At 70.1% G+C, this 21,556-nt stretch carries 19 protein-coding genes; 4 read left to right on the forward strand and 15 right to left on the reverse strand.

Annotated features, from left to right (window positions below):
• Positions 1-42 precede the first annotated feature (42 nt).
• Positions 43-2,769, reverse strand: coding sequence for a phosphoenolpyruvate carboxylase (ppc, locus tag PXH83_RS11330; RefSeq protein ID WP_274559426.1), 2,727 nt, complete (start codon positions 2,767-2,769; stop codon positions 43-45).
• Between the two features lie 212 nt (positions 2,770-2,981).
• On the opposite strand from ppc, the gene PXH83_RS11335 reads away from it, so the two are divergent.
• Together PXH83_RS11335 and PXH83_RS11340 are read left to right on the forward strand one after the other, a co-directional pair.
• On the forward strand, positions 2,982-3,965 hold the full coding sequence (locus PXH83_RS11335) for an acyl-CoA desaturase (protein WP_274559428.1): 984 nt from the start codon (positions 2,982-2,984) through the stop codon (positions 3,963-3,965).
• Complete coding sequence (locus PXH83_RS11340; RefSeq protein WP_274559430.1) at positions 3,962-4,651, forward strand: TetR/AcrR family transcriptional regulator; 690 nt, start codon at positions 3,962-3,964, stop codon at positions 4,649-4,651. Before PXH83_RS11335 ends, PXH83_RS11340 begins: the two co-directional genes overlap by 4 nt.
• 18 nt (positions 4,652-4,669) lie before the next feature.
• Here the strand turns inward: PXH83_RS11340 and PXH83_RS11345 are convergent, their stop codons facing one another.
• The 6 genes from PXH83_RS11345 to PXH83_RS11370 form a co-directional block, all read right to left on the reverse strand.
• Complete coding sequence (locus PXH83_RS11345; RefSeq protein ID WP_274559433.1) at positions 4,670-5,758, reverse strand: serine hydrolase domain-containing protein; 1,089 nt, start codon at positions 5,756-5,758, stop codon at positions 4,670-4,672.
• 5 nt (positions 5,759-5,763) lie between these two features.
• A complete protein-coding gene (locus tag PXH83_RS11350; RefSeq protein ID WP_274559435.1) occupies positions 5,764-6,696 on the reverse strand; it encodes a DUF6895 family protein in 933 nt (310 codons plus the stop codon).
• Positions 6,693-7,670 (reverse strand): DUF6895 family protein, encoded by a 978-nt coding sequence (locus PXH83_RS11355; protein ID WP_274559437.1) that lies wholly within the window; start codon positions 7,668-7,670, stop codon positions 6,693-6,695. The genes PXH83_RS11350 and PXH83_RS11355 overlap by 4 nt, the downstream gene beginning before the upstream one ends.
• Positions 7,667-8,329: a hypothetical protein gene (locus PXH83_RS11360; RefSeq protein ID WP_420803217.1), complete on the reverse strand. Its 663-nt coding sequence runs from the start codon at positions 8,327-8,329 to the stop codon at positions 7,667-7,669. Before PXH83_RS11360 ends, PXH83_RS11355 begins: the two co-directional genes overlap by 4 nt.
• 50 nt (positions 8,330-8,379) lie before the next feature.
• Positions 8,380-8,565, reverse strand: a complete 186-nt coding sequence (locus PXH83_RS11365; protein ID WP_420803148.1) for a hypothetical protein — start codon at positions 8,563-8,565, stop codon at positions 8,380-8,382.
• A 187-nt stretch (positions 8,566-8,752) separates the two neighbouring features.
• A complete protein-coding gene (locus PXH83_RS11370; RefSeq protein WP_274559442.1) occupies positions 8,753-9,544 on the reverse strand; it encodes a trans-aconitate 2-methyltransferase in 792 nt (263 codons plus the stop codon).
• An 89-nt stretch (positions 9,545-9,633) separates the two neighbouring features.
• Between PXH83_RS11370 and tamR the strand changes: the two genes are divergently transcribed.
• Complete coding sequence (gene tamR / locus PXH83_RS11375; protein WP_214919609.1) at positions 9,634-10,131, forward strand: MarR family transcriptional regulator TamR; 498 nt, start codon at positions 9,634-9,636, stop codon at positions 10,129-10,131.
• On the opposite strand, the gene PXH83_RS11380 is transcribed toward tamR, so the two are convergent.
• Positions 10,090-10,863, reverse strand: coding sequence for a LuxR C-terminal-related transcriptional regulator (locus tag PXH83_RS11380; protein ID WP_274562779.1), 774 nt, complete (start codon positions 10,861-10,863; stop codon positions 10,090-10,092). The two genes, tamR and PXH83_RS11380, sit on opposite strands and share 42 nt — an antisense overlap.
• A 279-nt stretch (positions 10,864-11,142) precedes the next feature.
• Here PXH83_RS11380 and PXH83_RS11385 point away from each other — a divergent pair, with 279 nt between their 5' ends.
• Complete coding sequence (locus tag PXH83_RS11385) at positions 11,143-11,586, forward strand: GNAT family N-acetyltransferase (RefSeq protein WP_274559446.1); 444 nt, start codon at positions 11,143-11,145, stop codon at positions 11,584-11,586.
• Between the two features lie 38 nt (positions 11,587-11,624).
• On the opposite strand, the gene galK is transcribed toward PXH83_RS11385, so the two are convergent.
• From galK to PXH83_RS11420, 7 genes are all read right to left on the reverse strand, one after another.
• On the reverse strand, positions 11,625-12,779 hold the full coding sequence (gene galK / locus PXH83_RS11390; RefSeq protein WP_274559449.1) for a galactokinase: 1,155 nt from the start codon (positions 12,777-12,779) through the stop codon (positions 11,625-11,627).
• Entirely contained in the window at positions 12,776-13,759 is a 984-nt protein-coding gene (gene galE, locus PXH83_RS11395) for a UDP-glucose 4-epimerase GalE (RefSeq protein ID WP_274559451.1), read from the reverse strand. Before galE ends, galK begins: the two co-directional genes overlap by 4 nt.
• Positions 13,756-14,808 (reverse strand): galactose-1-phosphate uridylyltransferase, encoded by a 1,053-nt coding sequence (gene galT / locus PXH83_RS11400; RefSeq protein WP_274559454.1) that lies wholly within the window; start codon positions 14,806-14,808, stop codon positions 13,756-13,758. The genes galE and galT overlap by 4 nt, the downstream gene beginning before the upstream one ends.
• Before the next feature lie 122 nt (positions 14,809-14,930).
• On the reverse strand, positions 14,931-15,614 hold the full coding sequence (locus PXH83_RS11405) for a helix-turn-helix transcriptional regulator (protein ID WP_274559456.1): 684 nt from the start codon (positions 15,612-15,614) through the stop codon (positions 14,931-14,933).
• 242 nt (positions 15,615-15,856) lie between these two features.
• On the reverse strand, positions 15,857-17,647 hold the full coding sequence (locus tag PXH83_RS11410; RefSeq protein ID WP_274559458.1) for an outer membrane protein assembly factor BamB family protein: 1,791 nt from the start codon (positions 17,645-17,647) through the stop codon (positions 15,857-15,859).
• 58 nt (positions 17,648-17,705) lie between these two features.
• Entirely contained in the window at positions 17,706-19,529 is a 1,824-nt protein-coding gene (locus tag PXH83_RS11415) for an outer membrane protein assembly factor BamB family protein (protein WP_274559460.1), read from the reverse strand.
• Between the two features lie 228 nt (positions 19,530-19,757).
• Positions 19,758-21,554 carry an ABC-F family ATP-binding cassette domain-containing protein gene (locus PXH83_RS11420; RefSeq protein WP_274559462.1) on the reverse strand — a complete coding sequence of 599 codons (1,797 nt, stop codon included), beginning with the start codon at positions 21,552-21,554 and terminating at the stop codon, positions 19,758-19,760.
• Positions 21,555-21,556 lie beyond the last annotated feature (2 nt).

Raw genomic sequence — 21,556 nt, forward strand, 5'->3', positions numbered from 1 at the left:
GAAAGGACCACCGCCGTTCTGCGTCTGCATCGCCGGCTGGGCTCAGCCCGTGTTGCGCAGGCCCGCCGCCACGCCGTTGACCGTGAGCAGCAGCGCCCTGGCCAGCAGCGGATCGGCCTCCTCGTTCCGCTCGGCCGCCGCGCGCTGGCGGGCCAGCAGCGAGACCTGGAGGTAGGAGATCGGGTCCAGGTAGGCGTCGCGGATCGCGAACGTCTGCTGGAGCACCGGGTTGGAGTCGAGCAGCTGCTTGCCGCCCGTGATGCGCAGGACCTCGGCCACCGTCAGCTCGTGCTCGGCGCGGATCGTCTCGAAGACGTGCTTCAGGTCGTCCGGGACGAGCGTGTCGACGTAGTGACCGGCGATGCGCAGGTCGGTCTTCGCGAGCGTCATCTCCACGTTGGAGAGGAAGTTCTGGAAGAAGTGCCAGCGCTCGTGCATCTCGTCCAGGACCGTGTCCAGGCCCGCCTCGCGCAGCGCCTTGAGGCCCGACCCGACGCCGAACCAGCCCGGCACGATCTGCCGCGACTGCGTCCACCCGAAGACCCACGGGATCGCCCGGAGCCCGTCCAGGCCCGCACCGCTGTCCGGGCGGCGCGAGGGGCGCGAGCCCAGGTGCAGGTCGGCGAGCTGGTCCACCGGGGTGGCCGCGAAGAAGTACGCGGGCAGGTCCGGGTCCTCGACGAGCCGCCGGTACGCCGTGTGGGCCGCGTCGGACACCGTGTCCATTGCCGCGTCCCAGCGCGCGAGCGCCTCGTCGGACTGGCGGGGCGAGGTGTGCAGCGCGGACGCCTGGAGCGTGGCGGCGACCGTCAGCTCCAGGTTCTCCCTGGCCAGGGACGGCACCAGGTACTTGTCGGAGATGACCTCGCCCTGCTCGGTCACCTTGATCTCGCCCTCCAGCGTGCCCCACGGCTGCGCGAGGATCGCGTCGTGCGAGGGGCCGCCGCCGCGGCCGACGGTGCCGCCGCGGCCGTGGAAGAGCCGCAGGCGTACGCCGTACCGGTGCGCGACGTCACGCAGGCGGCGCTGGGCGCGGTGGATCTCCCACTGCGAGGTCGTGATGCCGCCGAACTTCGACGAGTCGGAGTACCCGAGCATGACTTCCTGAACGTCGCCGCGCAGCGAGACCAGCCGCCGGTACGACGGGTCGGCGAGCATCTCGTCGAGGATCACATCGGCGGCGCGCAGCTCGTCCGTGGTCTCCAGGAGCGGCACGATGCCGATCTTCGCCCAGCCCGCGTGCAGGTCGACGAGACCCGCCTCGCGCGCCAGCACAGCGGCGGCGAAAACGTCGTCGGCGCCCTGGCACATCGAGATGATGTACGACTCGACGACCTCGGGCCCGAAGCGCTCCAGCGCCTCCCTGATCGTGCTGAACACGCCGAGCGTCTTGTCCCCGGCCGCGTCCAGCGGCGCAGGCGTCGGCGCCAGCGGACGCCTCGACCGCAGCTCCTTCGCGAGCAGCTTCTGCCGGTAGTCGCGCGGCATGTCGGCGTACCGCCAGGACTCCTCGCCCAGCCGGTCGAAGAGCTGGCCGAGCGCGTGGTGGTGCGCGTCGGCGTGCTCGCGTACGTCCATCGTCGCGAGCTGCAGCCCGAAGGCGGCGAGCGTACGGATCGTACGGTCCATGCGGCCGTCGGCGAAGAGGCCGCAACGGTGCTCGCGCAGCGACGTCTGGATGAGCGCCAGGTCGTCGATGAGCTCGCCGGTGCCGAGGTAGTCGATGCCGGGCTGGTGCGGGGTGCCCTTGGCGAGGCGCTCGCGCGTGTTGACGAGCTTCTGGCGGATGCAGGTGGCCTTGAGCCGGTACGGCTCCTCGGCGTTCAGCCGCTTGTAGCGGGGGCTGATGGGCAGCCGCTCCAGGTCGGCCTGGAGCGAGGACAGCAGCTCCTCGGTGGCGCCGGTGTAGCGGATGGAGTTCGACAGCTGTCCGCGCAGCTGGTCGACGAGCTCCAGGGCGTCGGTGATCCCGTGCTCGTGCTGGAGGATCAGCACTTCCCAGGTGACGGCGGGCGTCACATTCGGGTTCCCGTCGCGGTCGCCGCCGATCCAGGTGCCGAAGGTCAGCGGCCGCGTTTCGGCGGGCAGCTCGACGCCGACACGCTCAAGCTCGGCGGCGAGATCCTCCAGGACGTCGCCGACGGCGCCGGCGTGCAGCTCGTCCAGGTAGTAGATGGCGTTGCGCGCCTCGTCGGCGGGCTCCGGGCGTACGACGCGGAGCTCGTCCGTCTGCCAGATGAGGTCGATCGACTCGGCCAGACGGAGGTCGTGCCGACGCCGGTCGGAGGCGATGACCGGGGTTTCGAGCAGCTCGGCGATGCGACGCAGCTTGTTCAGTACGGACCGGCGCGCAGCCTCGGTCGGGTGCGCCGTGAAGACGGGCCTGACGTTGAGGTTCTTGACCGTGGAGCGCAGGTGCTCGGGATCGGCGTCCTTGAGCCTGTCCGCCGTACGGGCAAGAAGGCCGCCCTCTTCCGCGCGCTTCACCCGCAGCTCACGCCCGCGATGCACCTGCTCGGTGACGTTGGCAAGATGGAAATAAGTGGAGAAGGCGCGCACCAGCCGGGCGGCGGTCTCCAGGTCGGTGTCGCCGAGCAGTTCGGCGGCGGCCTCGCCGTCGGTGCGCGTCAGTGCACGCACCCGCTCGACCAGTTCGAGGAGCTCGGGCCCTTCCTGCCGGACGAGCGTTTCGCCCAGCAGATCGCCGAGTCGGCGAATGTCGGCACGCAGCTCCGCGCTGGTGTTGGAGTTCTGGTCGGCACTGCTCACAGGTGCGGCTCCTTGCAGTGTTTGAGCACGTCTGGAGGTTTGTGGACCACGCTGTCCGACGACACCCAGGATAGGCGGCACGGGCGAACCCGTTACCGGCGGCCTCTTGCCGCCGGGCAAAGCGCTGCCATACTTACGACGCCGTAGGTTACGCAACCGTAGCCTGGCATGAGACCCACACAGACACACACCCTCACCCCACAGGGGACCCCATGACCACAAGTCCCGACGTGCTCGAAGACGCCCCGAATGCGGCGACCGACGCATCGGCCCCCTTGGCCACCCGCGGTGGCGAGTCCAAGCGCTCCATCGAGCAGCTGGCTCTCCTCCTCTTCATCACCGTTCCGTTCGTAGCCCTTCTGGCGGCCGTGCCGCTCGCCTGGGGATGGGGAGTGAGCTGGCTCGACCTGGGCCTGCTGGTCTTCATGTACTACCTGGGCTGCCACGGCATCACGATCGGCTTCCACCGCTACTTCACGCACGGCTCCTTCAAGGCGAAGCGGCCGCTGCGCATCGCGCTCGCGATCATGGGCTCGATGGCGGTCGAGGGACCCCTCGTCCGCTGGGTCGCCGACCATCGCAAGCACCACAAGTTCTCCGACGCGGAGGGCGACCCCCACTCGCCCTGGCGGTTCGGCGAGACGCTCCCCGCGCTGATGAAGGGCCTGTGGTGGGCCCATATCGCATGGATGTTCGACGAGGAGCAGACGTCGCAGGAGAAGTACGCGCCGGACCTGATCAAGGACCCGGCGATCCGCCGCGTCTCGCGCGACTTCGTCTACTGGACGATCCTCTCCCTGGCCCTGCCCCCTCTCGTCGGCGGTCTGGTCACGATGTCCTGGTGGGGCGCGTTCACGGCGTTCTTCTGGGGCTCTCTGGTCCGGGTGGCCCTGCTGCACCACGTGACGTGGTCGATCAACTCCATCTGCCACGCGGTCGGCAAGCGCCCCTTCAAGTCGCGCGACAAGTCGGGCAACGTGTGGTGGCTGGCCGTGCTCTCCTGCGGCGAGTCCTGGCACAACCTGCACCACGCCGACCCCACCTCGGCGCGGCACGGTGTGATGAGGGGCCAGATCGATTCCAGTGCGCGGCTGATCCGCTGGTTCGAGAAGGCGGGCTGGGCGTACGACGTCCGCTGGCCGAGCGCGGACCGTATCGACTCCCGGCGCAAGAGTGAGCCCTCCGAAGCGGCATGATTGGCGACGTGGCGATCGACGGCAGTAGTACGAACAGCGAGAAGAACCGGCCCACCCCCAGCCGACGGGCGCGCCGCGTCCGCATGACCGGCAAGGAGCGCCGCGAACAACTGCTCGACATCGGCCGCACGCTCTTCGCGGAGAAGGGGTTCGAAGGCACGTCGGTGGAGGAGATCGCGGCGAAGGCCGGCGTTTCCAAGCCTGTCGTGTACGAACACTTCGGCGGCAAGGAGGGCCTGTACGCCGTCGTGGTCGACCGGGAGATGCGGCGCCTGCTCGACATGGTCACGGGTGCCCTTACGGCCGGTCACCCCCGCGAACTCCTCGAACAGGCCGCGTTCGCCCTCCTGGACTACATCGAGACGTACACGGACGGCTTCCGCATTCTGGTCCGCGACTCACCGGTGGCCCAGTCGACGGGCTCGTTCGCATCCCTGATCAGCGATATCGCCACGCAGGTCGAGGACATCCTGGGGCTGGAGTTCAAGGCCCGCGGCTTCGACCCGAAGCTGGCCCCGCTGTACGCCCAGGCCCTGGTCGGGATGGTCGCGCTGACGGGCCAGTGGTGGCTGGACGTCCGTAAGCCGAAGAAGGCGGAGGTCGCGGCGCATCTGGTGAACCTGTGCTGGCACGGCCTGGAGAACCTGGAGCCCAAACCGCGCCTCATAGGCCACCGCAAGAACTGAGGCGCCCCGGCAGGGGTCTCAATGTGCGGGGTCGGCGGCGAGCGCGTACAGCAGCTCGTAGGCGGTGCCCAACAGGCGGCGGAATTCGCCTCGGCGCGTCGCGAACGCGGCCAGCGCGGTTCCGGTTGCCGGGTGGAAGCCGAGGAATGCCTTCTGGCCGAAGGTCGCCCCGGCGTGGAAGAGCAGCGGGCCGCCCGGCGCCGGGTGCTGGTACCAGGTCAGGGTGTGCGTTTCGCGGCGCCGAAGACCGCGACGCAATTGCGGGACCTGGACGTCGCGCAGCGCGTGGCGCAGCGGCGTGGCCTCGGGCGCGAGGTGCGCTTCGAGGTAGCTGAGCGCGTCGCCGGGGGTGGAGCGTACGCCGGCCGCGGCGGTGAAGGCGCCCCCTTCGATGCCGGGGACCGGTGTGCTGCCGTTTCTGCGGTGCCCGGTGGCGTTGGTGCGCGTGTCGCCGCTCTGGTTCAGGGTCGTGTCGGTCAGCCCCAGCGGGCTCAGCACATGGTCGGCCAGCAGCTCGGCGTAGTCGGCGCCCGTGGCTCCGGACATCGCGCAGGCCAGCAGGGCCAGCCCGAAGTTGGAGTAGTGCCAGCGGGTGCCGGGGCGGTGGCGGGGCCGGGTGCGGGCGAAGGCGCGCAGCAGGCGTTCGGTGCCGTACCCGGCGTAGCCGTTGGCGTTCGGGTGCATCACGGCGCCGGGCACCAGATCGCGGGGGATGCGGGGCAGTCCCGCCGTATGGGTGGCCAGATGGCGGAGCGTGATCCGGCGTGAGGCGGGGTGGCGCAGCGGCAGCCCGCCCGGCAGGTGGGCGGTGAGCGGATCGTCGAGGGACAGGGCGCCCGAACGGGCCAGGGCGGCCAACAGCAGCACGCTGTAGGTCTTGCTGATCGAGCCGAGTTCATAGCGCAGCGCGTCGCGCGGTACGGCGGGCCGTTCGGCGGGCGATACGGCGGGCGCGAGGGCGGTTCCGCCGGTGGCGAGGGTCCGCCGGCCGTGGCGGGTGACGGCGAGCACGACGTCCGGGGCGTCGATCGCGGCGAGTGCGTCGGCGAGGCGGCCCGCGAGGCGGTCCTCCCGAGCGGTGGTGGGGGCGGTCGCGAGGGAGCTCATCGGGCTCAGCCGGCCGACAGGGCGCGGGAGATGGCCATCGCGGAGGCGAACGCGGCCACCAGGGTGGGGTGGTGAACGACATCGAAGACCTCCGCCGCATCGCCGTCCGGCATCCCGTGCCGTGCGGGCATCGCGCCGGATTCGGACTGGGCGGCGGCGTACCGCTCCCATGTCTGCGCGTCCAGCGTGGGCCTCGGCAGGCACGCGTCGACGACGAGGAGTTCGCCGAGCAGGTCCCAGTGTTCGAGGTTCGCCCAGTCCTCCATCCAGGCGGGCAGATACAGCGCGAGGTAGGAGGCGATCTCCGAGGGGATACCGTCCGGCGCAGCGCCCCAGTTGGTGAGGTGGAAGACGGTGTGCGTGACGTCGTACGCGATGTGGAACTGCGCCGTCCACGGCTCGGGCAGCCTGCCCAGCCACGTACCGCTCACGGCAGCGTCGAAGTCGGAGCTGGGCGCCAGGCCCATTTTGCGTTCGGCGTTGAGCACGCCGAGGCGTCGGCTGGGGACCATGTCCAGCGCCGGCCATGTGAGGGTGCGGCGGCTGACCTCCACGGCCGACTCCAGTGCCGGATGGCGCAGACCCAGCTCGTGGAAGGTCGCGTAGATCTCCAGGGGTACGGGGGAGAACGGTTCGTCGTGCTGGAGCTCGGCCAGCACATTGCCGCCGTCCAGCAGTTCCCGCCAGGTGAAGTCCAGCAGTTGCCCGGCGCGCGCGTGCTGGCGGGAGCCCGCCACGCCCTCCCGGAAGAGCACCTGCATATTGATGGCCAACTCCCCGATCGGCTTGAGCCGTTCCCCGACGGCTCTGCCGGTGGCACGGTCGTCAGGGGTCAGCCTGAAGTACTCGCGGTGCTCGTCGAGCCAGGTCAGAGCCCGGTCCCCGACACTGTGCAGCAGCGCGGGGGGAGCGGCTGCGGATGTGGCTGCGGCTGTCACGGGGCCACCTCGCTTTCGTACTCGGCTTCCGCTTCAGGTCCCGGTGCTGATCCCGCCCCGGCCCCGGCCTCGTCCGAGGCGATGCGTGCCAGCGTCCCCGCGAAGGCCGTCACCAGCGTGGAGTGGTAGCAGGCGGTGAAGGCTTCGGCGCCGTCTCCGGGGGGCGGCGCCGTGCCCATCTCGGGCACGCTGCCGTCGTCCGCCTGCGCGTCCGCCAGCCGCTGCCAGGCCACCGGATCGTACGGGGCCGAGGGCAGGCAGGCCGTCACGGCGAGCAACTCGCCTACCAGATCCCACAGTTGTTCCTCCAGCCAGGCCTCCAGCCAGGAGGGCAACCAGAGCCGCAGGTAGTCGGCGTACGCCTGCGGCAATCGTCGGCGGGCGCGACCCCAGTCGGTGAGGTGGAAGACGTCATGAGTCATGCCGTACGCCGCCTTGCGGTCCAGCGCCCACGGCTCCGGCAGCAGGCCCAGGCCGGTCAGCTCCAGCACACCGTCGAAGTCGGCGTGTTGGAGCAGGCCGATCCGCCGCTCGGCGTTGAGCACTCCGAGCGTACGGGTGTGATCCTCGCGCGCCACCCGCCAACTGCGCAGCCCTGTCGTAGCGGACAACAGCTCCTCCACAGCGGCGTTGCGCAGTCCTGCCTGTGCGAAGACCCCGTACATTTCCACCGGATACGTCGCATGGGGTTCGCCACGGATCAGCTCCGCGAACAGCTCACCGCCCCGTGTCTCGTTCCAGGCGAACGCGAACAGCCCGTCCGCCACCTCCCGGATGTCACGGCGGGGGTTCGATGTCCTGACGAACTGGGTCAGTTCCGCCAGTTCGCCGAGGGGTTTGAGGGTCCGGTTGGGATCGGCGTCCGTCGTCACGTTCGGGGGCAGGGTGAAGCGGGCCCGCGCCTCTTCGAGCCACCCCAGGCTGTCGCCGACCATACGGTCGAGCAGGGCCGGGGCGCCCCGGCCACCGGTCACCAACCCCGTCCGTAGAACTGCCGTGCGGCCACGACATGCAGCGCCACCCGGGCGTCGCCTTCGCTCATCCGGCGGACGAACGCCAGCCCGTTGTCGAGCCCCAGCGACGGCGGCACGTCCGGCAGCCGGGCCAGCCAGCGACCGAGACCGGCGGCCTGCAGCCAGTCCCTGCGGCGTACCGCCCGGACGAAACCGCGGGCCAGGTCGTCCGTACGGGCCGCCAGCTCGTCGGCCAGGCCCGGCGCGAGTCCGGGGAGGGCGAGCGCGGCCAGTTGTGACGCCCGATGAGAAAGCTTTGGCCATGGGTCTTCTGTGACCCAGGCGGCTCCGGCCTGCGGCACCTGCGGCAAGCGGTCGACGCCACCCGGCAGGAAGGTGTGCGAGGCCTCGACCAGCCCGCGGTAGCTCCACACGGACACATCGGAGGCGTCAACCCCCGGCGGGTATGCGGTAAGTACCTGCCGCACTACCGCCTGGTCGTCCTCGCCGCCGGGTCCTGCGCGGTGGTCCAGCGCGTACGGCGCGAGCGCATCGGCGCCCAGCACCCGGATCGCGGCCAGCGCCAGCGCGTCACCCTGGCGGACAATGCGGGAGAGCGCATACGGATCGCCCTCACCCTGAAGGGCAAGGGCGACGCCGTTTGCGGCATCAGCGATCACAGCGCTCAGCGGCACTGCTCCCTGCGCCTGTTCAGCCAACGCAAACCCCTTTACCGGGTTTCCGTCTTCGGACGGGGCGTGGGCGGCGAGAGCAGCAGGAGCGCGCCGAGCAGGAGGAGACCCCCGCACTCACGCGTGTCGCGGAAGACGCCTTCAGGTTCGGCGGAGTCCAGCAAGCCCTCCACCTGTGTGGTCAGTGCGGCCGTCTCGACCGGGGAAGTGCGGTCCATGATCATGGGACCCTCCTTGGATTGCGGCTGTGGCTCCAGACTGGCACGAGCCGCAATTGCCCGCAAACCGGACAGGCAATCCGCGCATTTCCCCAGCAAGGAGGCGTGTCGGCGGCGGCAGTTCAAGACTTGACGATGCGTCGACCCGGCGCTCACGCGACGCTCGGCTCCAGGAACTCCAGCCGGTTGCCCGTCAGATTGCCGTCCCCTTCCGCGCCGCGGCGAAGATGCGGCGGAATGGGAACACCGTGCCGTGCGGCCCGGCAGGGTATGCGGCGCGCAGGGCGGTGGCGTATTCGGTGATGAAGGCGTCGCGGGCCTTGGGGTCGTCGGCGAGTGCCGTGAGGACCGGGCGCAGCGCGGTGCCCTTCACCCAGTCCAGGACCGGATCCTCGCCCTGGAGGATCTGAAGGTATGTCGTCTCCCATACGTCGGCCGCGCAGCCGAGCGCGGTGAGCCGGTTCAGGTAGTCCTCCGGTTCCAGGACGGCGCCTGCCCGGTCACCCACACCGCGCAGCCGGTCACGCCATCGGGGGGATTCACGCAGGTCCGCCAGGATGGTGTGGCTGGGGGCGGTGAAGTTTCCGGGCACCTGGAAGGCGAAGACGCCGCCGGGAGTGAGGGCGTCGAGCCAGACCGGGAAGCGGTCGGCATGGCCCGGCACCCACTGGAGCAGGGCGTTGGAGACGATGAGGTCGTACGTCTCCTCGGGCGTCCAGGTGGCAGCGTCGGCGTACGCGAAGTCCAGCCGCGGCCCCGCGTACCGCTCGGCCTGCTCCAGCATCTGCGGGGAGTTGTCGTAGCCGGTGATACGGGCGGTGGGCCAGCGGTCGGCGAGCAGCGCGGTGACATTGCCGGCGCCGCAGCCGAGGTCGGCGATGCGGGCGGGTTCGGCGTCGATACGGGTGAGCAGGTCGACGAAGGGCCGGGTGCGGTGACCGGCGTGACGGAGGTACTGCTGCGGGTCCCAGGTCGGTGAGGTCATGCGCAACAGCTTCCCGACCAAGGTCTCTCGATGTCAAGAAACTCGACGCCAAGAGACTTCATGTCGACAGACCCCCTACACTGATCACCATGGAGGACGAGGTCGACCGACTGGTCGCAGCATGGCGCCGCGAGCGCCCCGACCTCGACGTGGAACCGCTCGAGGTCCTCAGCCGTGTCTCCAGGCTGGCCCGCCACCTCGACCGCGCCCGCCGGATCGCGTTCTCCGAGCATCAGCTGGAGCCGTGGGAGTTCGACGTACTGACGTCACTGCGGCGCGCGGGCGATCCGTATCAGCTCTCGCCGGGCCAGTTGCTGACCCAGACGCTGGTCACTTCGGGCACCATGACCAACCGCATCGACCGGCTCGCGAAGAAGGGCCTCGTCGAGCGGCTGCCGGACCCCAGCGACCGCCGTGGTGTTCTCGTGCGGCTCACCGCGGAGGGCCGTGACCGTGCCGACGAGGCACTGGCCGGTCTGCTCGCGCAGGAGCGGGCGATCCTCGGCGAGCTGTCGCGCGCGCAGCGCGGCGAACTGGCCGGGCTGCTACGCCAGTTGACCGCCCCGTTCGACAATATCCCCGGCTAGGTCGGCCGGGCCCACGCCCGCGCGCCTTGCCAGGGCGACCGCGGCAAGGGTGGAGTGCACGCCCAGCTTCCCCAGCACGTTCTGCATGTGCGTGCGGACGGTGTGCGGGGAGAGGAAGAGCCGCTCGGCTACCGCTTTGCGGCCGAGCCCGGCCACCATGCAGCGCAGTACCTCCCGCTCGCGCGGCGTCAGCGACTCGACGAGCCGCTCGCTCTCGGTGCGGTGCTTGCGGGCTGCGGTCAACTCCCGTAGCACGCCGGTCAGAAGCGCGGGCGGCAGGTGCGTCTCATCCCGCAGTACGCCGCGGATGACGGCCAGCAGCCGCTGCAGCGAGCAGTCCTTGGCGACCCAGCCCGAGGCCCCTGCCTGGAGGGCTAGGGCGGCGCGGCGCGGATCGTCCTTTTCGGCGAGTACGACCGTACGGACGGACGACCATCCCGAACGGACGCCCGCCACCAGCGAGATGCCGTCGACGAGGCCTTCCTCGCCCGGTTCGGGCAGATGGACGGCGCGGGCCACAAGCCCGGTTGTGCTGCTGCCGCCGAGGTCGGCATCGATGAGCATGACGTCGAATCTGCGGCTTTCCGCCGCCGCCCGCTCCAGGCAGCGCAGCGCTGCCGGGCCGCTGCCCGCCGCGGACACGTCCACGTCGGGCTCTGCGGCGAGGGCCGCGGCGAGCGACTCGGCGAAGATGCGGTGATCGTCCACCACCAGTACCCGGATACGAACCACAGACACCCCCAGGCTGCGTTGTCCGGAGGATCCCCCCGGACCCCCGGCGGGGAGCGACCATAGCGGGCACGCCGCCCGGAGAAGAGGTCATCGCAGTCACGACGCCGCCGCCGCCGCACACTGACTGCTGCTGCCCCAACCCGGGCGACGTACCCGACTGCCTCGCCCCCTGATCAGAGCACCGGCCCCCACCGGCGCTCCGCTTCAGCGTACGGGCGGGGGCGGCAAGCGGAAGGTAATTCGCAGAACTGATTGGCCGAGGTGTTTAAGGTGTGCCTCATGTTTCGCATTGAGACAGAAGTCGACAAAGAACGACGCTCTGTATTGGAGGAACGACTCGAAGCCACGAACACGGGCCGTTCCCCGGCGATGGCCGCACTGAACGGAACCCCGGCCGAGGACGAAATCCCGCTCCAGCTCTGGGCGTTGGACGACAGCGACGAACTGGTGGCCGGCCTCGACGGCTTCACCTGGGGCCACTGGCTCCACATCGGCCTGCTGTGGGTGGCCGACGAACACCGCGGAACGGGCCTGGGCTCGCGCCTGCTGAGGCAGGCGGAGCGAACGGCACAGGACGACCGGGACTGCCGGTACGCCCGTGTGGAAACGTGGGACTTCCAGGCGCCGGACTTCTACCGGAAGTTGGGCTACGAGATAACCGGCCGGATCGACAACTACCCGCCAGGCGTTACGGAGTTCACCCTGGCGAAGCGGCTGGCTTAAGTCGGGGGTCGGCCACCCCCAGCCTGCGGCTGCGCCCGTCACGCGATGCGGTGCGCTCCCCCGGACGGGATCGCCCCGAAAATTCGGGGTGGTGTGCGCGATGCCGTCGCGAACGACGTTTCGATCGACTTCGTGATCGTGTCCGTGAGGGACGCCTCCGCCAGGACGATCGCCGAGCCGCCGAAGCCTCCGCCCGTCATCCGCGCCCCCAGCGCGCCCGCCGCGTTCGCGGCCTCGACCACCAGGTCCAGTTCCGCGCAGGACACGCGGAGGTCGTCGCGCAGTGAGGCGTGGCCCTCGGTCAGGACAGGGCCCACCGCGCGCGGGTCGGAGGCGTCCAGGAGGGCGATCACCCGGTCCACGCGGTTGTTTTCGCTCACCACGTGGCGTACGTAGCGGCGGATCCTCTCGTCGGGGAGCGAGGCGAGCGCCACAGAAAGGGACGCGTACGGGACGTCGCGCAGCGCCCGCACCGACAGAGCTCGCGCGCCCGCCTCGCAGCCCTCCCGGCGTTCCGCGTACGCACCGTCGCCCAGGGCGTGCTTGACGCGGGTGTCGACGACCAGGAGTGCGAGGTCGTGGGCGGCCAGGTCGAAGGGGACCTGGCGGCGCGACAGGTCCCGGGTGTCCAGGTGCAGCGCGTGGCCCTCCGTACAGCACGCCGACGCCGTCTGGTCCATGATCCCGCAGGGCACGCCCACGAACGCGTTCTCGGCGCGCTGCGCGATCACAGCCAGTTGGGGGGCGGACAGGCCCAGGTCGTACAGGTCGTTCAGGGCCAGCGCGGTGACCACCTCCAGCGCCGCCGACGACGAAAGGCCCGCGCCCGTCGGAACCGTCGACGTCACGTGGATGTCGGCGCCCGCGATCGCGTGCCCCGCCTCCCGCAGCGCCCAGACGACCCCCGCCGGGTACGCCGCCCAGCCCCCGTGGGCGAGCGGAGTGAGCGGCGCGAGCTCGTCCGTGCGCAACTGGACGACGCCGCCGTCGACGTCCGCCGAGTGCAGCCGCAGCACGCCGTCGTCCCGGCGCGAAACCGCCGCCAGGGCCGTGTGCGGCAGCGCCAGCGGCATTACGAAGCCGTCGTTGAAGTCGGTGTACTCGCCGATGAGGTTGACCCGGCCGGGCGCCGCCCACACCCCGTCCGGCTCGGCTCCGTACAACTCCCCGAAGGCGGCGGCTATTCGGCTCATACCTGCGTATCTCCCCGCCTCGCGAACGCCCACGCGTCCTCGACGATCCCCGCGAGGTCCGCGCGGGACGGCTTCCAGCCGAGCGCCTCGCGCGCCCGGTCGGCCGATGCGACCAGGACCGCCGGATCGCCGGCCCGGCGTGGGGCGGTGATCTCGGGGATCGGGTGGCCGGTGACCTTGCGTACGGTCTCGACGACTTCGCGGACCGAGAACCCGTTGCCGTTGCCGAGGTTGCAGATCAGGTGCGTGCCGGGTGCGGCGGCGCCCAGGGCCAGCAGGTGCGCCTCGGCGAGGTCGGCGACGTGGATGTAGTCGCGGACGCAGGTGCCGTCGGGGGTCGGGTAGTCGTCTCCGTAGACGGAGATCGCCTCGCGCCTGCCCTGGGCGACCTGGAGGACGAGCGGGATGAGGTGCGATTCGGGGTCGTGCCTCTCGCCGTACGTGACACCGGAAAGCGCCCCGTACGCCCCCGCGACGTTGAAGTAGCGCAGCGACACCGCCGCCAGCCCGTGCGCGACGCACTCGCCGCCGATCATGTGGTCGACGGCGAGCTTGGAAGCGCCGTACGGATTGGTCGGCGCGGTGGCCGCCGCCTCCGTGATGGGCGTGGCGACCGGCTCCCCGTACGTCGCGGCGGTGGACGAGAAGACCAGCTTGCGCACCCCCGCCGTGCGCATCGCGGCGAGCAGCGCCATCGTCCCGGCGACGTTGTTCGTCCAGTACTTCTCGGGGTCGACGACGGACTCGCCGACCTGTGAGAAGGCGGCGAAGTGCAGCACGCCGTCGTACGAGGAGTCCAGCCATTCGGCGGCATCCTGGATTCGGCCCTCGACGAAGGCGGCGCCCGCGGGGACCCCCTCCCGGAACCCCGTGGAGAGGTCGTCGAGGACGGTGACCTCGTGGCCGGCCTCCAGCAGATGGGCCGCGACCACGCTGCCGACGTACCCCGCACCGCCCGTGACCATGTACTTCTGACTCACTCGCTCGCTACCTCTCGCAGTCGCGCCGCTGCGGCCTCCGGCGGCACATCGTTGATGAACACACTCATGCCGGATTCGGAACCCGCGAGAAACTTCAGCTTGCCCGAAGTGCGTCGGATGGTGAAAAGCTCGAGGTGGAGCCCGAACTCGTGTCGGTCGAAACCGTCCACGTGGCCGAACGGCGCCTGGTGCCAGGCGGCGATGTACGGCGTGGGCGGCTCACCCGGGCCGAAGATCCGGTCGAACCTGCGCAACAGTTCCAGATAGATCTGTGGGAACTCTGTGCGCGGCCCCTCGTCGAGCGCCCGCAGGTCCGGCACCCGCAGCTTCGGGTAGAGGTGCACCTCGTACGGCCAGTGCGCGGCGTACGGCACGAAGGCCACCCAGTGCTCGCCCTCCAGCACCACCCGCGCGCCCTCCGCGAGCTCGCCCGCGACGACGTCGTCGAAGAGGTTGCGGCCGGTTTTCTCCAGGTGCGCGTCCACGGAGCGCAGCATCTGCGCCGTGCGCGGCGTGATGAAGGGGTAACCGTAGATCTGGCCGTGCGGATGGCCGAGGGTGACGCCTATTTCCGCGCCCCGGTTCTCAAAACAGAACACCTGCCGCACCTGGGGCAGCTCGGCCAGCTCCGCCGTCCTGTCGGTCCAGGCCTCCAGGACCAGGCCCGCCTGTTCCTCGGTGAGATCGGCGAAGGACGCGTCGTGGTCGGAGGTGAAACAGACGACCTCGCAGCGTCCGGAGTCCCCGGCCAGTGAGGGGAAACGATTCTCGAAGACGGCTACGTCGTAGTCGGCGGCCGGGATCTCGCTGTCGCGGCCGTCGCGGGACGGGCACAGCGGGCATTCGTCGGCAGGTGGATGGTAGGTGCGCGCCTGGCGGTGCGAGGCGACGGCGACGGCGTCGCCGAGCAGGGGGTCGTGGCGGACCTGCGAGGTGGTGGCGACCGGTTCGAGGGGCCGCGGGTCGGCGGCCTCGCGCACGACGTCGTCGCGGGAGTCGTAGTAGAGCAGCTCACGACCGTCGGCGAGCCGGGTCGACGTCTTCTTCACGCGCAGGCTCCTCGTCACACCTACCCAACATAACCGCACACAAGAAACCACGAGCGAACACGCTCGTCAATGGGCGGATCTGTTCAGTGGTGTGATGCGGGAGCAAGAAGCAAGGAAGAAGGTCAGTCCGCCGGCCCGCCGCTCACCCCCGCCCGGTCGAGCAGGCCCGTCCGCGCGGCGAGCGCCGCCGCCTCCAGCCGCGAGCCGACGCCCAGCTTCATCAGGACCCGCTGGACGTGCGTACGGGCCGTACTCGGCGCGATTCCCATGCCGGCCGCGATCAGCCGGGTGTCCTCGCCGTCCGCGACCCGCATCAGGACCTCGACCTCGCGCGGGGTGAGCATCTGGAGCAGCCGCTGCCCCTCGTCGTCCGGCTGTGCGGCCGGGTTGAGGAGCTCGGCGAAGGCCCCGTGCAACAGCTGCGGCGCCACCGCCGCCTCCCCCGCACGCGCCTTCACCATGGCGCGCTCGACGCCCTCTATGCGCTCGTCGTGGCGTACGTAACCGGACGCGCCGGCGGCGAAGGCCGCGGCGATCCCGCGCGGGTTCGGCACCGGGCCGAGTACGACGACCGCGATCTGCGGGCGTTCGCGCTTGATGCGTACGATCGGGTCGAAAACCCCTGGTCCGGCGGGTGTTGCCGTACCGAACAGGCACACCTCGGGTGCTCTGCTGACGACCAGTTCCGCCGCTCCCGACGTCGGCGCGGCCGCCGCGAGCACGCGGTGCCCGCGCAACTTGAGCGCCGAGGCGAGCGCCTCGGCGAGCAATCGGTGGTCATCGACCACCATGAGCCGCACGCCCATCGAGCAACCCCCCATACACCCCTGGAGCTGGCCCCCCGGCCCTCCTGCCCCGGCAAGCTACACGCTTGTTCGACGTTGCGCGCCCCTTACTGGTGAGAAGCCGCCCGGATTGCCGAATTCCCCGCGTTTCAGGACTACTTACCACGGTCCGGGGGACATGGGACGGCCCCGGCAGTGGAGGTGAACCACTGCCGGGGCCGTTGTTGCCAGATGGGCCTGGCGGGTCAATCGGGGTCAGCGTGTCAGTGCGTGCCGAACCCGAGCGCCAGGTAGCGCTTGTAGCTTCCGTTCGGCTTGCTCATGAGCTCCGACCCCATGAACAGGCGGCCGTCGGCGTACCGGTACTCGGTGCCGTCCTTGGTGAAGCTGGACGTCGCGCTGTTGAAGCCGCCGACCGGGTTCTCCAGCAGCACCGTCTGCTTCATGGAACCGCCGTTGATGCTCACGATCTGACCGCCCTTGTCGTACGGCGGCCACTTGTACGCGATGATGTCGCCGCCGTCCATGCGCAGCGGGTGCATCGTGTAGCGCTCACCCGCGTCGGCGCGGTCGGAGGTGGGCTTGCCGGTCGCGAGATCGAAGGAGACGATCTCGTTCGTACGGGCGCCGCCCCCGCCGCTGCCCTCGTGCTCCTCGGTCGGCAGGTAGATCCTGCCGTTGCCGACGACGACCTTGGTGCAGCCCTCGGTGTCGCGGCACCTCGGCTCGTACTTCTCGGCGTCGGCCGCGATCCTGGCCTTCAGCTTGCCGGTCTTCTCGTCGATCGAGAAGAAGTCGGTGACACCACTGCCGTCGCCCGCCGTCTTTCCGACGTCGGCGGCCGCGACCAGCGGCTTGGTGGAGACGATGCTCGCGTTCTCGACGCCGGTGGGCATCTTGAACTTGGCGAGCGGCGTGCCGTCCTTCGGGTTCAGGTACTCGATGGAGAGCTGGGGGTCGCTGGCCGAACCGCAGCTGCGCACCGTGGCGAGCGCCTCGCCGCCGGCGTAGCCGACGTCGCGGCACTGCTCGGCGTTGGCCTTCGGCTGCCAGCGGACCTTGCCGGTGGCGACGTCGAACGCGGCGCCGCCGCTGAAGCCGCCGGCCCCGACCGCGTCGCCGCCGATCGTGATCTCCTGGAAGGTGATCTTCTCGTCACCCTCCTTGACCGACTTCTGCCACAGCAGCTTGCCCTCGTCGAGGTCGATCACCCCGACCTCGGTGCACTGCGCGTACGTCTGGCCGGACTGCTTCGGCCCCGCGAAGGCGATCGCCGTCTTGTTGTCCTTGGTGACGTGACGGGACGCCGCGCAGACCTCGCCCGAGAGCGGGATCGACCACAGCTCCGCGCCCTTGTCGAAGTCGTGCGCCACGACCTCGCTGAGGCCGCTCTTGACGTACGCCTTGTCGGTGATCCAAGAACCCTTGACGCTGGCGACCGACTCCTTCACCACCGGGGCGGGGAGTTCGAAGAGGACCTTGGCCGCGACATCGGCGGGCTTCTGCTCCTTGCCCGCGCCGTCGGGTGCGGGCTTCTCGTCACCGCCGCCTCCGCCGCCGGTCGTGCCGGCGGACGAGCCCTTGGTCTCGTCGCCCTTGCCGGTGTCGTCGCCGCTGGAGGCGTACCAGATGCCGCCGATGATCAGCACCAGTGCGACGGCTGCCGCGATGATGACGACCGTCGTGGTGTTGAGCTTGCCGCCGCCACCACCCTGCGGGGGCATGCCCTGGGGGTAGGTGTACGGCTGCTGCTGACCGTACGGCGCCTGCTGTCCGTACGGCGGAGGCTGCTGCCCGTAGGCCTGCTGCTGGCCATAGGGGTCGGGCTGGCCGGGCTGGCCCGGCTGACCCGGGTAGCCGTAACCGGGCTGCTGACCCGGCTGGCCCGGCGGCATCTGCGGGGACTGAGGGGCCTGCGGGTAGCCGTAGCCGGGCTGCGGCTGGTCGGCGGGCGGGGGCGTGGGGGCGCCGAAGCCGCCGGCGGGCGGCGGCACCGGAGCGCCGAACCCGCCCTGCGGAGGCTCGTTGGGCGGCGGGGGCGGTGGCTGTGTCATGGCGTACGTACCTCTGGGGAAGGGGACTTGAAAACGACTCGGGACTCAGTCACTGCCGTCACTTGCCGAAGACCATCATGGTCTTCGTCTCCTTCTCCTCTTCGTCGTTGGGCGCGCTGACGCGACCACTGACGATGTACAGCAGGCCATCCACGTAGGCAACCTTCTGCGAGAAGAAGCCGTTCTCGATCTCGGCCGTCGAGGCCGGGTTCTGGAGGATCACCTTCGGCTTGCCGCCCGACGGCGAAATGCTCGCGAGCGCGCCGCCCTTGTCGTACGACGCCTTCATGTGGACCAGGACGTCGCCGCCCTCCATCCGCAGCGGCATCATCGTGCGGTCGGCGCCCGCCGCGGAACGCCACTTGGGCTTGCCGGTGCCGAGGTCGAAGGCGACGACCTCGTTGGTGCGCTCGGTGCCGCTCGTCTTGTCCTCGGTCGCCATGTAGAAGCTGTCGGCGTCGGCGGCGACGCCGGTGCAGCCTTCGAGGTTCCTGCCGAAGATGACGAAGGAGCCGCCGCACTGCGGCTGGAACTTGTCCTTGCCGCCGTCGATCTGCGAGCGCAGCTTGCCCTTGTCCGTCAGGGCGATGACGCTCCAGCTCTTCTTCTCGCGATTCGTCGCGGAAACGACCAGCGGCGAGACGGAGTAGACCTTGTCGACGTCCCAGCCCTGGGCGAGCGGGTAGGACCACTTGACCTTGCCGGTGGCCGGGTCGTGCTCCTGGATCCGCTGGTGCACCTTGGCGGCCTCACCGGTGGAGCAGGCCGCGGCGGCGATCATCTTTTCGCTGCTGGTGAAGGCGTACGGCTGGCAGTTGCCCTCCAGCTTGCCCCACAGCTGCTTGCCGTCCTTGAGGCTGAAGGCGGTGGAGTGGCCGGTGCGGCCCGCGGTGACGACGTCACCGCTGATGGCCACGGTGATGTCGGTGAGGAAGTCGAACGCCCCCTCCTTCTTCACCTCGTTCTTCCAGCCCGCCTTGCCGGTGTTGAGGTCGATCATCTGGAGCTGGCTGCACTTGGCCTTGTCGGTGGTGCCGTCCTTGACACCGATGACGATCTTGCCGTCGTCCGCGGCCTTGACGGGCGCCGCGCAGATCTCGGTGTCGAGCGGGAGGTTCCACTTCTCCTTGCCGTCGGCGGTGTTGTACGCCGCGACCTTCTTGTACATGGCCTTGACGACGAGGTCGCCGGTGAACCACGGCCCGTACACGTCGGAGCCGTTGCGCGGCACGTCGACGTCGTTCTTCTGCAGCCACATGACCTTGGCCTCGCCCGCCTGACGGCCGGCGTTGAGGTCGTCGTCGGCGTCGCGGCCGCCGGCGGAGTCGTCGCCCGAGTCGGTGGAGGGGCCGCCGGTGGGCTTGTTGTCGTTGCTGGGGCCGGCGACGGGCTCCTTCTTGCCGCTGTCGTCACCGCTGGTGGCGAACCAGACGCCGCCGCCGATCACGAGTACCGCTGCGAGTGCCGCGCCGATGATGACGGCGGGCTTGCCCTTGAAGGGGCTGCCGCCGCCGTTGCCGCCCGGGGCGGGTGCGCCGGGGTAGCCGCCGTACGGCGCCTGCTGCCCGTAAGGCTGCTGCTGGGCGTACGGGTTGGGCTGGCCGGGCTGCTGACCGTACGGACCGGGCTGTTGACCGGGCTGGCCCGGCTGCCCCGGGTAGCCGTACCCCGGCTGCGGTGCCTGCTGCGGCGGTGCCTGCGGGTAGCCGTACCCGGGCTGCGGCTGGCCGGGCTGCGCCTGCGGCTGCTGGGGCGGCGTCGGCGGACCGGGCGGAGCCGGCGGCATCTGCGGAGGCTGGGCAGGCGGCTGAGGGACTCCCTGCCGGGGGTCCTGGGGGGCTCCGAAGCCGCCCTGCGGCGGCTGGTTGGGCGGCTGAGACATCAGCACTTACCTCTTCACACGGGACCGCCGCCCGTTCGGTCTCCCCCGCAATTCCGGCGGCGTAATCCCCCCAGAAAGGAGCGAATCGGGCTTGAGCCCCGCAGATCTACGTCAGTCGAGCGGGGCTTCTTTCTATCACTTGAGCCCCTTCGAACGAGGGGCCGGTCCGCCCCTGTTCCCAAGGGAGGACCGGCCTGTGATGCGCTCGTTATTCGACTTGGCGCATTGCTACGCGTCTTCCGCGAGCTCCATCCAGCGCGTCTCCAGCTCATCGCGCGTACCGGCGAGTTCGCGCAGTTCGGCATCGAGGAGAGCGACCTTCTCGAAGTCCGTGGCGTTGTCGGCGATTTGGGTGTGCAGCTTCGCCTCCTTCTCGGAGATTTTTCCGAGTTGGCGCTCGATCTTCTGCATTTCCTTCTGGGCGGCGCGGGTGTCTCCCGACGCCTTCTTCTTGACCGGGGCGGCGGCGGGAGCCGGGACCGCGGCCTCGATCATCCGCTGCCTGCGCTCCAGGTACTCGTCGAGTCCGCGCGGCAGGTTCCGCAGCGTGAAGTCGCCCAGCAGGGCGTACACCTTGTCGGTCGTACGCTCGATGAAGAACCGGTCGTGCGAGATGACGACCATCGAGCCGGGCCACCCGTCCAGCAGGTCCTCCAGCTGCGTGAGCGTCTCGATGTCGAGGTCGTTGGTCGGCTCGTCGAGGAACAGCACATTCGGCTCGTCCATCAGCAGCCGCAGGATCTGCAGCCGCCGCCGCTCGCCACCGGACAGGTCGCCGACCGGCGTCCACTGCTTCTCCTTGGTGAACCCGAACTGCTCGCACAGCTGGCCCGCCGTCATCTCGCGGCCCCTGCCCAGGTCCACGCGGTCACGTACGCGCTGAACGGCCTCAAGCACCCGCAGATTCGGGTCGAGTTCACCGACCTCCTGGGAGAGGTACGCGAGCTTGACGGTCTTGCCGACGACGACCTTGCCGCCGGCGGGCTGGGCGTCGCCCTGCGTACGGGCCGCCTCGGCCAGCGCCCGCAGCAGCGAGGTCTTGCCTGCGCCGTTCACGCCGACCAGACCGACGCGGTCGCCGGGGCCGAGCTGCCAGGTCAGATGCTTCAGCAGCACCTTCGGCCCGGCCTGGACAGTCACGTCCTCCAGGTCGAAGACGGTCTTGCCGAGCCGGGCGTTGGCGAACTTCATCAGCTCGGAGGTGTCGCGCGGCGGCGGCACGTCGGCGATCAGCTCGTTGGCGGCCTCGATGCGGTAGCGCGGCTTGGAGGTACGGGCGGGGGCGCCGCGCCGCAGCCAGGCCAGCTCCTTGCGCACCAGGTTCTGCCGCTTGGACTCCTCCGTCGCCGCGATGCGCTCGCGCTCGGCGCGCGCGAAGACGTAGTCGCTGTATCCGCCCTCGTAATCGTGCACCGCACCGCGCTGGACGTCCCACATCCGCGTACAGACCTGGTCGAGGAACCACCGGTCGTGGGTGACGCAGACGAGCGCCGAGCGGCGGGCCTGCAGGTGCTTCGCCAGCCAGGCGATGCCCTCCACGTCGAGGTGGTTGGTGGGCTCGTCGAGGACGATCAGGTCCTGCTCGGCGATGAGCAGCTTGGCGAGCGCGATCCGGCGGCGCTCACCGCCGGAGAGCGGTCCGACGACCGTGTCGAGGCCCTGTTCGAAGCCCGGCAGATGCAGGTCGCCGAAGAGCCCGGTCAGTACGTCGCGGATCTTGGCGTTGCCCGCCCACTCGTGGTCGGCCATGTCGCCGATGACCTCGTGCCGGACGGTGGCCGCGGGGTCGAGGGAGTCGTGCTGGGTGAGCACACCGAGGCGCAGGCCGCCGCTCTGGGTGACCCGGCCCGAGTCGGGTTCCTCCAGCTTGGCGAGCATCCGGATGAGGGTCGTCTTGCCGTCTCCGTTGCGGCCGACGACACCGATGCGGTCCCCCTCGGAGACGCCGAGGGACACGCCGTCGAGCAGGGCACGGGTTCCGTACACCTTGCTGACTGCCTCGACATTGACCAGGTTGACGGCCATTG

The sequence above is a fragment of the Streptomyces spiramyceticus genome (assembly GCF_028807635.1).
Classification (GTDB): domain Bacteria; phylum Actinomycetota; class Actinomycetes; order Streptomycetales; family Streptomycetaceae; genus Streptomyces; species Streptomyces spiramyceticus.

Excerpts from the sequence above, each read along its gene's own strand:
- galK (WP_274559449.1), bottom strand. The coding sequence starts at position 12,779 with ATGAGCCGAATAGCCGCCGCCTTCGGGGAGTTGTACGGAGCCGAGCCG.
- PXH83_RS11420 (WP_274559462.1), bottom strand. The coding sequence starts at position 21,554 with ATGGCCGTCAACCTGGTCAATGTCGAGGCAGTCAGCAAGGTGTACGGA.
- PXH83_RS11345 (WP_274559433.1), bottom strand. The coding sequence starts at position 5,758 with ATGAGCTCCCTCGCGACCGCCCCCACCACCGCTCGGGAGGACCGCCTC.
- PXH83_RS11385 (WP_274559446.1), top strand. The coding sequence starts at position 11,143 with ATGTTTCGCATTGAGACAGAAGTCGACAAAGAACGACGCTCTGTATTG.
- tamR (WP_214919609.1), top strand. The coding sequence starts at position 9,634 with ATGGAGGACGAGGTCGACCGACTGGTCGCAGCATGGCGCCGCGAGCGC.
- PXH83_RS11405 (WP_274559456.1), bottom strand. The coding sequence starts at position 15,614 with ATGGGCGTGCGGCTCATGGTGGTCGATGACCACCGATTGCTCGCCGAG.
- PXH83_RS11410 (WP_274559458.1), bottom strand. The coding sequence starts at position 17,647 with ATGACACAGCCACCGCCCCCGCCGCCCAACGAGCCTCCGCAGGGCGGG.
- PXH83_RS11415 (WP_274559460.1), bottom strand. The coding sequence starts at position 19,529 with ATGTCTCAGCCGCCCAACCAGCCGCCGCAGGGCGGCTTCGGAGCCCCC.
- PXH83_RS11335 (WP_274559428.1), top strand. The coding sequence starts at position 2,982 with ATGACCACAAGTCCCGACGTGCTCGAAGACGCCCCGAATGCGGCGACC.
- PXH83_RS11340 (WP_274559430.1), top strand. The coding sequence starts at position 3,962 with ATGATTGGCGACGTGGCGATCGACGGCAGTAGTACGAACAGCGAGAAG.
- PXH83_RS11370 (WP_274559442.1), bottom strand. The coding sequence starts at position 9,544 with ATGACCTCACCGACCTGGGACCCGCAGCAGTACCTCCGTCACGCCGGT.
- PXH83_RS11365 (WP_420803148.1), bottom strand. The coding sequence starts at position 8,565 with ATGATCATGGACCGCACTTCCCCGGTCGAGACGGCCGCACTGACCACA.